Raw genomic sequence first — 13889 nt, forward strand, 5'->3', positions numbered from 1 at the left:
CGAAAAACATGAATTTTTATAAAACTAGAATACATATTCGTTTAGCAGCTTTAGTTGCTACAATTCTTTTCTTTGGGGCTTGTAAAAAGGCATTAGATAAAGAACCTTTGTCAAACATTACCCCTGAGAAATATCTTCAGGAAGAAGGCCAGCTTGCTGCGTATGCTATCGCCCGATATCCTGATATTCTTCCTTCTCATGGAAACTGGTCATTTGGAACTTTTGGTACTGATGGAAACACCGACAATATGGTGATTCCTGCATTAGATAATAAGTTTATTCCAGGTTTATGGCGTGTAGAAGCAACCGGCGGAGACTGGAGTTTCACTAATATTTACCAAACAAATTATTTCCTTAATACAGTACTTCCTCGCTGGAAAGCAGGTCAAATTATTGGAAATGCCGATAACATTAAACAATACATTGGCGAAATTTATTTTTTGAGGGCATATGAATATTTTAAGAAGCTGCAAACCCTTGGAGATTTCCCCATAGTGAGAGGAGTGTATCCTGACGAAAAGGAAATTCTAACGCAAATTAGTAAAAGGCAACCCTGCAATGAAGTTGCAAGATTTATCATTTCCGATCTTGATTCTGCAGCTTTGCTTTTAAAAGCTTCTCCGGTATCATCAAAAAACAGAATCTCAAAGGAGTGTGCTCAACTATTGAAATCGCGTGTTGCCCTATTTGAAGGTACATGGCTAAAATATTTCAAAGGAACAGCTTTCGTGCCTAATGGACAGAACTGGCCTGGTAAAGCCAAAGATTATAATTCTAATTATCAATTTCCATCGGGAACTATTGAATCAGAAATCGAATACTTTTTAACTCAGGCCATGGCATCTGCGAAGGTTGTTGCTGACGCTATATCATTGGTTGCAAATACAGGTACCATTGAATCGCCAAATAATGAGAACCCTTATTTCAATATGTTCAGTGCTACTAACATGTCAGGTTATAGTGAGGTTTTATTATGGAGGCAATATGCTGCGGGATTAGTTACGCACAATGTACCGGTGTATGCCCAAGCGGGTAATTATGCCGTTGGATTATCAAGAAGTATGGTGGAGAGCTTCCTTATGGATAATGGCCTACCCATTTATGCTACAGGAAGTAATTACCAGGGTGACGATTACATTGCGGATGTAAGAAAAAACAGAGATGGAAGGTTAACTTTATTTTTGAAGGAACCTGGTCAAAAGAACGTATTATTAAATGCCGGTCAAGGTACACATGCAACGGCAATTGAACCTACCCCAAGGATTTATGAACCTGGTTATGAGCAGAAGTACACCACAGGTTATACCATTAGAAAAGGCTTAAGTTATGATGCTGCACAGGCAAATAACGGCCAGGGGTATACTGGCAGCATTACCTTTAGGGCCTCCGAAGCTTATCTCAATTATATTGAAGCGAGTTACGAAAAAAATGGACTGATTGATGCTGATGCAACCAGATACTGGCAGCAGCTAAGGGCGAGAGCAAAGGTGAATATTGATTTCCAACAAACGATATCTGCAACTGTGATGTCGAGAGAAACCCAGGATTGGGGTGCCTATTCAGCTAATGCACTGGTATCTCCAACGCTCTATAATATTCGCCGGGAAAGAAGGAGTGAGTTAATGGCTGAAGGGCTTCGCTCCATGGATTTAAAACGCTGGAGAGCTATGGATCAAATGATCACTACTCCTTATCATTTTGAAGGTTTCAAATTGTGGGGCCCGATGAGATCATGGTATACCGCTGCTCAGATCATTTATGGCGCGACCGATACCAAAGCAATTGTTTCGGATCCGGCATTGAGTCTGTATTTGAGGCCACAGGAAATTCGTTCAAATGCTGACTCGTATAAAGGGGCAAGATGGACGATGGCTCATTACCTTAGTCCTATTGCCACGCAGCATTTTAATATTACCTCAACAGGAGGCAATTTTGCAACTTCTCCTATTTATCAGAATCCAGGTTGGTCTACCGCAGGTGGCTCAATACCTACAGGACTTTAATATTTTCTGGCTGCAGGTTTTGTGAAACCTGTAGCCATTACAATTTTCTACACCATGAACCTTAAAAATTTTATTCCCCTCTCACTCCTTTCGTTATTGTTTATGCAGCCTCTCATGGCGCAGAAGAACGACTGGGAAAATCCTGCTTTAGTTGACCAGGGAAAGGAAAAACCGCATGTTGCCTTTATGCTTTTTGATAAGCAAAAAGATGTACTTGACGATGACTATACAAAATCTCCGTACTTTAAATCTTTAAACGGCAACTGGAAGTTCCTTTATGTAGATAAATATGCCGATAGAAGATTAGACTTTTATAAGCCTGAACTGGACGATAGTGGCTGGGCAAATTTAATTGTTCCATCGAACTGGGAGCTGAATGGTTTTGGTATTCCAATCTATACAAATATTACTTATCCACACCCAAAGAATCCACCCTTTATTGGCGAAAACAATCCGGTTGGAACTTACAGGAAAACATTTACGGTGCCCGAAAACTGGTCGGGTAAAGAAACGATAATTCATTTCGGATCAATTTCGGGTTGCGCCTTTATCTACGTAAATGGTAAAAAGGTAGGCATGACCAAGGCTTCTAAAACACCGGCAGAGTTCGATATTACCAACTTCTTAAAACCGGGCAATAACGTGCTGGCTGTTCAGGTTTTCCGCTGGTCGGATGGGAGTTACCTTGAGGATCAGGATTTCTGGCGGTTAAGTGGTATTGAGCGTAATGTATATCTGTATGCAATGCCGAAACAGACCATCTGGGATTTCTTTTTAAAGGGCGACTTAGATAAAACTTATACAGATGGCTTGTTCAGTGCGGATGTTGATATTCGCAAATTCGCCAAAAATGCGCCTTCAACAGGGGCTGTTACCGTTAGCTTGCTGGATAAAACCGGGAAAACCGTTTTCACTAGAAAGCAAACATTTAATAGTAATACAGATTCTATCCAAACCGTAAGAGTTGGCGGCACGATCAAAAATCCTTTAAAATGGAATGCTGAGCAGCCAAACCTATATGATTGTATCATCACTTTAGATGATGCAAAAGGAAAGCAGGTAAGTATAACCGGTGCAAAAGTCGGCTTCAGAAAAGTTGAAATTAAAGATGCTCAGCTTTTGATTAATGGCGTTGCTACGTATGTACACGGCGTTAACCGCCATGAACACGATGATGTAACAGGACACACCACTACTAAAGAACTGATGTTGAAAGATATCCGTTTAATGAAGGAGCTCAACATCAATGCTGTGCGCTTATCTCACTATCCTAACGATCCGCTATGGTATAAATTATGCGATGAATATGGTTTATATCTGGTGGATGAAGCGAACATTGAAACACATGGAATGGGGGCTGAATGGCAAAGCTGGTTCGATAAGGCTAAACATCCGGCATATATGCCGGAATGGGCTGCGGCACATGTGGATCGTACGGTGCGCATGGTGGAGCGGGATAAAAACCATGCTTCAATCATTATCTGGTCTTTAGGTAATGAATGCGGTAACGGTCCGGTTTTTCACGATAACTACAAATGGATTAAACAACGTGATAATAGCAGGCTGGTACAATTTGAGCAGGCTGGTGAAGACTGGAACACCGATATCGTATGCCCGATGTATCCAAGTATCGGTTCAATGAAGAAATATGCCAACGATGCTAGCAAAACCCGTCCATATATTATGTGTGAGTATGCCCATGCCATGGGAAACAGCAATGGTAATTTTCAGGAATATTTTGATATCATCAGAAGCAGTAAACACATGCAGGGTGGCTTCATCTGGGATTGGGTAGATCAGGGTATTAAAACTAAAGATGCCAATGGAAAAACTTTTTGGGCCTATGGTGGTGATTTAGGAGGGTTTTATTGGCAAAACGATGAGAATGGCGTTGCCGATGGAATGATCAGTTCGGATCGTATTCCAGATCCGGGAGCTTATGAAATCAAGAAAATATATCAGAATATTTTGTTTACTTCAGCTAAGGCTTCGAAGGGGAATGTTACGGTAGAAAACTTATTTGACTTTACTAATCTTGATCAGTATAGCTTCAAATGGGAACTGTTAAGCAATGGAAAAGTAATCAAAGAAGGAAACTTCGATGTAAACCTGGCGCCGCATAATAAAAAAGATATTAAGTTGAATCTTCCGATGTTTAAATCATTTGCCGGAACTGAATATCTCTTAAATATATATGCTTATACCAAAAAAGCTACTGCCATGCTTCCTGCGGGATTTGAAGTAGCAAAAGAGCAGTTTAACTATGCCGGTAATTTCTTTGCTAAAGAAACAAAATCTTCTGCAGATTTAAAGGTAAAAACAGAAGTGAACAAACTTTCTTTTACAAGTGGAGTGGTGAGTGGTGAGTTTGATACTAAAACCGGAAGATTTGTTCACTATAACATCAATAAAGGGAGAGATTTCAACCGATTCCCGGAACCATATTTCTGGCGGGCACCAACAGACAACGATTTTGGTAATAACATGCCTGAGCGATTAGGGATCTGGCGTTCGGCTCATGAAAGCCGCAAGCTCATTTCAGTTGACGTGGGAAAACAATCCGATAGCGGATTGGTAATCAAAGTAAATTATGTGCTGAATAGCGTTGCAGTTCCTTACGTGGTTAGTTACCAGATTAATAATGACGGATCGGTAAAGGTAAACGCTACTATGGATATGGCAGGAAGAGATTTGCCAGAACTTCCTCGTTTCGGCATGCGAACAGAGCTTCCCAAATGGTATGATCACCTCAAATACTATGGAAGAGGGCCTTATGAAAATTACAGTGACCGTAATTTTGCTTCGTTTATAGGTGTTTATGAGGATAAGGTAGAGAATCAGTATTATAAAGGATATATCCGTCCGCAGGAAAGTGGCAATAAAACGGATGTACGCTGGTTAAGCTTAACAGACGATAAAGGGAATGGAATAAAAATTGAGGGTAGTCAACCGCTTTCGTTTACGGCCATTAACCATTCTACTGAAGATTTGGATCCAGGTTTAACGAAAAAACAACAACATCCAACAGATTTACCTGTAAGAAATAATGTGTTTTTGAACATCGATCTGAAGCAACGAGGAGTTGGCGGTGATGACAGCTGGGGAGCCTATCCACACGCACAATATCGCTTAACAGATAAAAAATATACGTACAGTTATACTATTTCATTATTAGGCAATGCACAGGCAGAGGCAAAATAACATTCGCTTTCATTTCATCTTTATTAGTTTAGTTTTAGCATTACAATCCTGCGCCATCAAAAGGGCGCAGGTTGTAAATTCTGCGACTGACGGATACCAACTGGTTTGGGCTGATGAATTTGAGAAAGATGGAGTTCCGAACCCCGCCAACTGGACTTATGAGAAAGGTTTTGTGCGAAACCATGAATATCAATGGTACCAGCCAGAGAATGCTTTTTGTAAAGGTGGTTTTCTGGTGATTGAGGCCAGAAAGGAACAGAAGGCTAATCCGAACTTTGTTGCGGGGAGCCGTGACTGGCGTAAATCCAGAAAAGATATTGATTACACCTCAGCCTGCCTGATTACCCGTGGGCTCCAACATTTTCAGTATGGCCGTTTTGAAATGCGTGCGCGTATCAATATCAGTGATGGCCTTTGGCCTGCTTTTTGGACGCTGGGAGAGAAAGGGAGCTGGCCGGCCAATGGTGAGATTGATATTATGGAATATTACAAAGGTAAAATCCTGGCTAACATGGTCAGTACCGCTAAGGATGGCAAGCAAAAATGGTTTAGCAAAACTAAACCTGTAGCGGAGTTAGGAAGCGAAAAGTGGGCAAAGCAATTTCACGTTTGGCGTATGGATTGGGATGAGGAATCAATCAGTTTATTTGTTGACGATATTTTACTGAACAAGGTACAGCAGCGCGATCTCGATAACGACGACCGTGCTGGCTTGCATCCTTTTAAACAGAAGCATTATATTTTGCTGGATCTGGCCATCGGTGGTGATAATGGGGGTGACCCTACAAAGACAGATTTCCCTAATCGTTTTGAAATAGATTATGTACGGGTTTATCAGAAATAGGAAATTTGTGTCTTTCTGAGCATAGCTACAGCTTCGCTCTTCTTGCAGTCAGGGATGAACCAGCAGAAGCAATAACTACGAATGCAACGGATAAACATTCTTTCAGTGATAACCGTTCCTGCAAAAATACAAAAGCTGTAATAGAGGCAACTGCGGGTTCCAGGCTCATTAAAATACTAAAAGTCCGGGCTGGTAACTGTTTCAAAGCCCGGATTTCCAAGGTAAATGGGATGGCGCTGGAAAGTAAAGCAAGCGCCAGGCCCAAGGTAAGTAAATGGGGATTTAAGCGCGCCAGTCCACCGTCTAAAAATACAAACGGGATGATAAGCAATGAGGCAAATACCATTCCAATGGAAACGGCCTGGCCTCCACTCATAATTTTTGAGATCCGTCCACCAAGTACGATGTACGCCCCCCAAAATGCCGCCGCTAGCAAAGCCAGTAAAATTCCTATGGGATCCAGCCCATTATTGGTTAGGGGGGTAATTAAAACTATTCCTGTTGCAGCAAGCGCAACCCATAAAAAATCAACCAATTTCTTTGATCCGAATATTGCCACAACTAAGGGACCGATAAATTCCAGGGTAACGCCCAGGCCGATAGGAATACGGGCAATTGCCATGTAGAAAACCATATTCATGGCGCCCAGGCACAGACCATATAGGGTTACATATTTCCACTGTTTATGGCTCAGTTTCGATATGTTCGGCCTGAAAGCAATCAATAAAATTATGGCAGACAAACCGATCCGGAGGGATGCGGTAGCAATTGGTCCGATGCCTGGAAACAGACCTTTGGCTATGGCTGCTCCGCATTGCACACTCAAAATCGACAATAACACTGCCGGAATAGGAGGGATATTAAATCTGGTTTTCATTTGGGCTCGTTAAATGAGCGGCAAACTTACGCAAATCTAATTCCAGATTGCACAAAAAAGCGCAATGGGGTATCCATTACGCTTTAAAATTGTTTTTCACTTTTTAGCAGAACAATTCCTGTTCATCTCTATTCTCGGTAGGGATTTTCTTTAAAAAATCGTCAAATCCTGATCCGAGGTTATCAGAGTAAATGCCATAGGCATCCAGAATATATCCTATATTTTTTTCCTGATCCTCCACAAGGTACAGTACAGAATTGTCGGCAGGATCTGAATCACCTTCAAAACGATAAGTTTTCACAATCGTTAAATCTTCAGGTTTATAGATCTTGCTTAGCGTTTTGCTTTGCATCTTACCGTGATCGGTTAATTTTAACTCATTATCATTTCCTTTCAGCCTCAATTTCTCCAAAATCTGGCTCAAAGTGTTCATTGCAATTGGCTGTTCCATAGTTATATGATTTTATACTGAGTAAACAAGTGGTTTCTTAAATGGTTTTAATGTAGGTCATTAAATATCAAACCAAATGAGCATCAATGTGTTTGATATTAAACTAATTATAATCGTATGAAAAAATATCTTTTAATTTTAGCTGCTGCTGGCGTCACATTTCTTGGTGCATGTACAAAAGCGGATAAAGAGATTGCTACGGCAAACCTTGCGGAAACGGCTGACCCCACTAAATCTATTGGTACTGTTAAGTTTTACGAACTTAGCGATGGAAAAATAAAAATGGATCTGGAACTTAAGTTTGCGGCCAGGGCAGATAGCAACGTTGCTGTTCATTTTCATGAACATGGTGACTGCGGCGATATGGGCGAAAATACTCATGGGCACTGGAACCCAACAAAAGAGAACCATGGTAAATGGGGTTCAGCGGCCTACCATAGTGGCGACATCGGAAACATCATGCTCGACAATAAAGGTGAAGGAAAAATTTCTGTTACCACAGACCGGTGGAGTACTCAGGAGGGCGATATCAAAAATATTATTGGCCGTGGGATCATTGTTCATGGTGGAACAGATGATTATGTTACACAGCCAACGGGAAATTCAGGTCCGCGAGTTGGTTGCGGGGTAATTGAGGCCATAAAATAGATCGATTTAACATTGGAAAAAGGGCAGCTAAAATTTAGTTGCCCTTTTTTATGCAATTTCGTGTGGGTTGTCATCATCTCTAAAACACCTGAACATTATGGCAACTTTAAATGAATCTCAAGGCGGCAAGGCCGTTAAAGGGAGAACAAAAAAATCATCTCCACGTGTAGACCTGACAGCAATGGTGGATCTGATGTTTCTTCTTACTACATTTTTCATGCTCACGACTACATTAGGGCAATTAAATGCTGCAGACGTGGCCAAGCCTGTGGATTGCGATGACTGTAATGAACCTTATCCCGAATCAAGGACGATGACCATTTTGCTTGGTAAAAATAATCGTGCGGTATCTTACATTGGTTTGCCAGCCACGGCTAATATGAAAATTAGCGGGGTAGGGGAAATTGACCAGGAAATTAGGAAGTATAAAACTCTTGTTGCCAGTATCCAGGCCTCGAAACATCTGATTGTGATCATCAAGCCGACTAAACATTCGGTATTTAAAGATTTTGTGGACTTAGTTGATGAGATGAAGATTAACAACATTAAATCTTATACGATTGATGATAAAAATCTTCAGCCGCAGGAGGAAGCATTTTTAAAGGAAAAAGCGCTGTAACAGGTGTTGAATGGTTTTTTGATGCGAATAAAAAGAATAACAAACGCTGAAATTTCAATGAATAACTTGAATACAATTTCCCCGACTTGTTAATTTCGAGAAAATACGCCCCGGCAGTTATTTTAAGCTGTTTTTATTTTCTTTTCTAATTCGATTGAGGCATATGGATATGTTTAATACTACAAATCTATCACGGATATGGTTACATTCGTTTTAATGCCTGGCCAAGCGTGGGCCAAACTTGAAAAGCCCATCAACAGAGTAAGAACCTAAAAAGTCATAAAATTCCTATTATGAAAAGTTTAGGTTTAAAAAACCTTAACGTTCAAGAAATGAACACTACGGAAATGAGTCATGCTGATAAAATATTGTGATTGAAAAGGGGACGGTGATCGAACAGGGTAGGCATCAGGAGTTGAAATATAATTTGTGCTAATTAACAAACCTCAATCAAATGAAAAGGCCCTTCGGGTATTAACGAAAGGGCCTTAATTATTATAAGTTGAAAGATTAAATGCTGAAAGCGGTTTTAACTTGATCTACATAATCTAATTTCTCCCAGGTAAAGAGTTCTACGGTTACCGTTTTTTCTTCACCATTAGGAGTTCTGAAGGTTTTGTTAACGGTTTCAGGTGTACGGCCCATGTGTCCATAAGCTGCAGTTTCGCTGTAGATCGGATTTCTAAGCTTTAAGCGTTGCTCGATAAAATAAGGGCGCATATCGAAAACAGATTCCACAATTTTTGCGATTTCACCATCCGTTTTACCAACCTTTCCTGTTCCATAAGTATTTACATAGATACCCATTGGTTTTGCAACACCTATTGCATACGATACCTGAACAAGAATTTCTTCAGCAACGCCGGCAGCAACCAGGTTTTTTGCAATGTGGCGGGTGGCATAAGCTGCACTTCTGTCTACCTTACTTGGATCCTTACCTGAGAAAGCACCGCCACCATGTGCACCTTTACCTCCGTAAGTATCAACAATAATTTTTCTGCCTGTTAAACCGGTATCGCCGTGCGGTCCGCCAATTACAAATTTTCCGGTCGGGTTAATGTGGTATTGGATCTTATCGTTAAATAAGTGGGCATACTGCGGATTGTTTTTAATTATTCGTGGAATTAAGATATTTACTAAATCAGATTTGATTTTAGCAAGCATGGTAGCTTCCTCATCGAAATCATCATGTTGTGTAGAGATTACGATTGCGTCGATACGAACGGGTTTGTTATCATTGTTGTACTCAAGTGTTACCTGGCTTTTTGCATCAGGACGTAAGTATTTAATCTCATCATTCTCCCGTCTAAGAACAGCAAGTTCCTGCAATAATTTATGTGAAAGGTTTAATGCCAATGGCATATAGTCTTCAGTTTCGTTGGTCGCATAACCAAACATCATTCCCTGGTCGCCTGCACCTTGCTCTTCCTTGCTGCTTCTGTCTACACCCTGATTGATATCCTGCGATTGTTCATGAATTGCCGATAAAATGCCACAGGAGTTTGCTTCAAACATATACTCGCTTTTGGTGTAGCCAATTTTTTTGATTACATCACGTGCAATTTGCTGAACGTCCAGATAAGTTTTCGATTTCACTTCACCTGCTAAGATAACCTGACCAGTAGTAACCAGCGTTTCGCAAGCTACTTTCGATTCAGGATCGAATGCTAAAAAGTTGTCAATCAATGCATCCGAAATTTGATCGGCTATTTTATCTGGGTGCCCCTCAGAAACAGATTCTGATGTAAATAAATACGACATTTATTATATATTATTAGTGATTAATAAAATTATTGTAATTGCCAAACCCCTTATTGAAACAGGTAGTAAACGGGTTGAAAGGAGGTATTAGCAATTTTTTTAAGTGGTTGCAATCCGGTCCCGATGATTCGGGATAGCAAATCAATCCACTTTTAACGAATGCAAAATTAGCATATTTTCTTTATTTCAAAAATTATAGATTATTTTGTGCGTTCATTCTTACACTTTGCATACAAAGATCAATATCCTATTTATCATTAACCCCATCTCGGGTGGAAGGGGAAAGCAGGCTATTCCTGATTTCATTGATAAATATCTCGACAAAGAAAAATTTAGTCCGAATTTTGTTTTTACAGAATATCCCGGGCATGCGGGCGAACTGGCCGATGAGGCTTCGGTTAAAAACTTCGACGTTATCGTTGCTGCGGGAGGCGATGGTACGATAAATGAGGTGGCAACACAGGTTTTAAAGCACTACAAAATACTTGGTATTTTACCTCTGGGTTCAGGAAACGGACTGGCCCGCTTTTTAAAAATCCCCAATAATATTCGCTATGCCCTGAATATCATTAACAACTTCCACGTTGATCAGATTGATTCGGCCGAATTTAATGGTAAATGTTTTTTTAATCTTGCCGGTATAGGTTTTGATGCGCACCTAAGCGCTGTTTTCTCGAAAGATAAAAAAAGAGGCTTGTCCGGTTACGTAAAACTTGGGTTTCAGGAAGTATTTAATTACAAGCCCGAAAATTATGTCCTCAACATCGATGGTGTAACCATCAGACGGGAAGCCTTTGCGGTAAGCGTAGCCAATTCATCTCAGTATGGTAATAATGTTTACGTAGCACCGAATGCCTCGATAAAAGATGGTTTGCTGGATATATGCATTATCAAGCCCTTTCCAGTAATAAAACTGCCTGTTTTGGGTTATGTAATGTTAAGTGGAAAGGCTGAAACATCGGATATGATCGAGATTATAAAGGGTAAGAACATCACAATAACAAGAGAGAAAGCAGGCGCTGTACATGTTGATGGAGAACCTTTAGAAATGGGAGAAATCATCGAGGCATACATTAAACCGCTTTCATTAAATATTATCGTTCCATAAGCATAGCTTTTACGTTATGAAGCACAAAAAAAACAGTTTAAGTGATTTAGGTGGAATTATGTTTTCTACCAATCCGGATTTTGAATACGAAGAAGAAGTGGATAATACTACAACCTTACCAAATAACCAGCAGGATTTAAGGGTAATGCTCGATAAGAAGAACAGGGGCGGTAAAGCCGTGACACTTATTACTGGTTTCCGTGGGCGGTCAGAGGATCTGGATGTGCTGGGTAAAACGCTTAAAACCAAATGTGGGGTTGGCGGATCAGTGAAAGATGGCGAGATCATGATTCAGGGGGATGTAAGGGACAAGGTGATGGGAATTCTCCAGAAAGAGGGTTTTAAAGTAAAAAAGGCCGGAGGCTAAATTTACTTAGTGTATTTTTATTGATTTTAAATGTGTTAATAAATCAATTTATGTAGCTGATATTCAGTTGTTTTAATGTTAGTGTAATTGCTACAATATGTAAATTATTGTTGGTTTTTATTTGTTTTTTAGCTTTTTAAGGCGCTACATTTGTCTCACTAACTAACTTATTGTTATGAGCAAAAAGAAACTGCAAGCGCCGGATTTAGCTTACCTAAATCTTGGTGGAAATGTTGCTGTAAAGTACCAATTATCTCCTATGGAGCTAATTGATGAAGCGTTGTTGAACAAGGAGGGTATACTAGCCTCTTCGGGAGCTTTAGCGGTTGATACCGGAAAGTTTACCGGCCGTTCGCCCAAAGATAAATTCATTGTTGAAGATGCGGTTACTGCAGATTCGGTTTGGTGGGGCGATATCAACATTAAGTTGAGCCAGCAGCACTTTGAGGGCCTATTCGAAAGGATAACCGATTACCTTCGCGATCAGAAATTCTACGTGAGAGATTGCTTTGCCTGTGCACATCCGGATTATTCACTTTCATTGAGGGTAATCACCGAAACCGCTTATCAGAATCTTTTTGCAAATAACCTCTTTATCCGCCCTGAAAAGGAATCGCTGGGTTTTGTTCCGGAATGGACCGTTATTGCTGCTCCGGGCTTCAAAGCCATTCCTGCAATTGACGGTACGCGTCAGGAAAACTTCTCTGTTATTAATTTCACAAAGAAGATGATATTGATTGGTGGAACCGGTTATACAGGCGAAATTAAGAAAGGAATTTTTTCGGTATTAAACTTTATTCTCCCCATGTATAAAAATACTTTATCCATGCATTGCTCAGCTAATGTTGGTAAGAGCGGAGATACAGCTATATTTTTTGGTTTATCCGGGACAGGTAAAACCACCCTTTCGGCCGACCCGGAACGAATGCTTGTGGGCGACGATGAACATGGCTGGGCAGACGATGCTGTATTTAATTTCGAAGGCGGATGTTATGCTAAATGTGTTGATTTAACCATAGAGAAGGAACCGCAAATTTTTAATGCGATAAAATTCGGTGCACTGCTGGAAAATATTAATTTCATTCCTGGAACGAAAGATGTTGATTACAGCAATGTGGAGAAAACGGAGAATACCCGTGTGGCTTACCCGTTAGATTTTATAGACAATGCAGTTTTACCATCTGTAGCCGCAGCCCCTAAAAACATTTTCTTTCTTACCGCCGATGCCTTTGGTGTATTACCACCTATTTCAAGGTTAGATGTAGAACAGGCTATGTTTCATTTTATGAGTGGTTACACTGCGAAAGTGGCGGGCACCGAGACAGGAATTACCCAGCCTCAGGTTACTTTTTCAGCGTGCTTTGGCAAGGCCTTTTTACCGCTACATCCTACAAAGTATGCCGAACTGCTGGGGGAGAAAATGAGGAAAAACGATGTAAAGGTATGGTTGGTAAATACAGGATGGAGCGGGGGTGGTTATGGAGTTGGTTCACGTATAAAGCTAGGCTATACCCGGGCAATGATCGCCGCCGCGCTGAGTGGCGAGCTTGATCATCTTCACTATAAAAAGCACCATGTTTTTAATTTAATGATTCCTTTACATTGCCCTAACGTGCCGAAGGAAATTTTAGACCCCTCGAAAACATGGAACAGTGAAGAAGAATACTTCTTAAAAGCTTATGAGTTGCATAAGGCCTTTGCGGAGAATTTTACTCAATTTGAGAATGCCAAAGTATCAAAAAGATACGATGAAGCGTTAAAATTGTGTTAAAAGCACTTTAAAATGCATTTTTTGTGCTAAAAATTTGCAAATGGAATTTTTTTTAGTTTTTATTGTGAAAGAATTGCCTCCGGCTGAGGCAATTTTTTTGTTATATACACTAGTTGGTTACCGTAAACTAAATCTTAAGTAACGATTTGATTGTTTATCGATTTATTAATTTGTAATTTAAAATCAATTTATAAATTTGTTTTTCGCAACAATATCTGATGACAAACGTTGTGTGTAAT

General features: G+C 40.3%; 11 protein-coding genes. 8 read left to right on the plus strand and 3 right to left on the minus strand.

What is annotated here, in order from left to right; genetic code table 11:
* The first annotated feature begins 8 nt into the window (after positions 1–8).
* The 3 genes from AC570I_RS20680 to AC570I_RS20690 are packed head-to-tail and all read left to right on the plus strand — an operon-like array spanning position 9 to position 6048.
* A complete protein-coding gene (locus AC570I_RS20680) occupies positions 9–2003 on the plus strand; it encodes a RagB/SusD family nutrient uptake outer membrane protein (RefSeq protein WP_497407031.1) in 1995 nt (664 codons plus the stop codon).
* A 54-nt stretch (positions 2004–2057) separates the two neighbouring features.
* Positions 2058–5204: a beta-galactosidase, LacZ type gene (gene lacZ, locus AC570I_RS20685; protein WP_497407032.1), complete on the plus strand. Its 3147-nt coding sequence runs from the start codon at positions 2058–2060 to the stop codon at positions 5202–5204.
* Positions 5182–6048 carry a glycoside hydrolase family 16 protein gene (locus AC570I_RS20690; protein ID WP_497407033.1) on the plus strand — a complete coding sequence of 289 codons (867 nt, stop codon included), beginning with the start codon at positions 5182–5184 and terminating at the stop codon, positions 6046–6048. Before lacZ ends, AC570I_RS20690 begins: the two co-directional genes overlap by 23 nt.
* A gap of 25 nt (positions 6049–6073) precedes the next feature.
* Here AC570I_RS20690 and AC570I_RS20695 read toward each other — a convergent pair whose 3' ends face one another.
* Complete coding sequence (locus AC570I_RS20695) at positions 6074–6925, minus strand: EamA family transporter (RefSeq protein ID WP_497407034.1); 852 nt, start codon at positions 6923–6925, stop codon at positions 6074–6076.
* 103 nt (positions 6926–7028) lie between these two features.
* On the minus strand, positions 7029–7376 hold the full coding sequence (locus AC570I_RS20700; RefSeq protein ID WP_047800921.1) for a hypothetical protein: 348 nt from the start codon (positions 7374–7376) through the stop codon (positions 7029–7031).
* Between the two features lie 117 nt (positions 7377–7493).
* On the opposite strand from AC570I_RS20700, the gene AC570I_RS20705 reads away from it, so the two are divergent.
* Together AC570I_RS20705 and AC570I_RS20710 are read left to right on the plus strand one after the other, a co-directional pair.
* The gene (locus tag AC570I_RS20705) at positions 7494–8024 is read left to right on the plus strand and encodes a superoxide dismutase family protein (RefSeq protein ID WP_497407035.1); all 531 of its coding nucleotides are present in this window, start codon (positions 7494–7496) and stop codon (positions 8022–8024) included.
* A gap of 97 nt (positions 8025–8121) precedes the next feature.
* Positions 8122–8643 (plus strand): biopolymer transporter ExbD, encoded by a 522-nt coding sequence (locus AC570I_RS20710; protein WP_497407036.1) that lies wholly within the window; start codon positions 8122–8124, stop codon positions 8641–8643.
* Between the two features lie 510 nt (positions 8644–9153).
* Here AC570I_RS20710 and metK read toward each other — a convergent pair.
* The gene (gene metK, locus AC570I_RS20715; RefSeq protein ID WP_497407037.1) at positions 9154–10404 is read right to left on the minus strand and encodes a methionine adenosyltransferase; all 1251 of its coding nucleotides are present in this window, start codon (positions 10402–10404) and stop codon (positions 9154–9156) included.
* 226 nt (positions 10405–10630) lie between these two features.
* Between metK and AC570I_RS20720 the strand changes: the two genes are divergently transcribed.
* From AC570I_RS20720 to pckA, 3 genes are all read left to right on the plus strand, one after another.
* On the plus strand, positions 10631–11512 hold the full coding sequence (locus AC570I_RS20720) for a diacylglycerol/lipid kinase family protein (protein WP_497407038.1): 882 nt from the start codon (positions 10631–10633) through the stop codon (positions 11510–11512).
* Between the two features lie 16 nt (positions 11513–11528).
* Complete coding sequence (locus AC570I_RS20725) at positions 11529–11879, plus strand: translation initiation factor (protein ID WP_497407039.1); 351 nt, start codon at positions 11529–11531, stop codon at positions 11877–11879.
* A 175-nt stretch (positions 11880–12054) separates the two neighbouring features.
* On the plus strand, positions 12055–13650 hold the full coding sequence (gene pckA / locus AC570I_RS20730) for a phosphoenolpyruvate carboxykinase (ATP) (protein WP_497407040.1): 1596 nt from the start codon (positions 12055–12057) through the stop codon (positions 13648–13650).
* Positions 13651–13889 lie beyond the last annotated feature (239 nt).

It is taken from the genome of Pedobacter sp. A2324 (assembly GCF_059693705.1).

Coding starts and splice junctions, on each gene's coding strand:
- metK (WP_497407037.1), bottom strand. CDS start 10,404: ATGTCGTATTTATTTACATCAGAATCTGTTTCTGAGGGGCACCCAGAT.
- AC570I_RS20725 (WP_497407039.1), top strand. CDS start 11,529: ATGAAGCACAAAAAAAACAGTTTAAGTGATTTAGGTGGAATTATGTTT.
- AC570I_RS20690 (WP_497407033.1), top strand. CDS start 5,182: ATGCACAGGCAGAGGCAAAATAACATTCGCTTTCATTTCATCTTTATT.
- AC570I_RS20680 (WP_497407031.1), top strand. CDS start 9: ATGAATTTTTATAAAACTAGAATACATATTCGTTTAGCAGCTTTAGTT.
- AC570I_RS20700 (WP_047800921.1), bottom strand. CDS start 7,376: ATGGAACAGCCAATTGCAATGAACACTTTGAGCCAGATTTTGGAGAAA.
- AC570I_RS20710 (WP_497407036.1), top strand. CDS start 8,122: ATGGCAACTTTAAATGAATCTCAAGGCGGCAAGGCCGTTAAAGGGAGA.
- pckA (WP_497407040.1), top strand. CDS start 12,055: ATGAGCAAAAAGAAACTGCAAGCGCCGGATTTAGCTTACCTAAATCTT.
- AC570I_RS20695 (WP_497407034.1), bottom strand. CDS start 6,925: ATGAAAACCAGATTTAATATCCCTCCTATTCCGGCAGTGTTATTGTCG.
- AC570I_RS20705 (WP_497407035.1), top strand. CDS start 7,494: ATGAAAAAATATCTTTTAATTTTAGCTGCTGCTGGCGTCACATTTCTT.
- lacZ (WP_497407032.1), top strand. CDS start 2,058: ATGAACCTTAAAAATTTTATTCCCCTCTCACTCCTTTCGTTATTGTTT.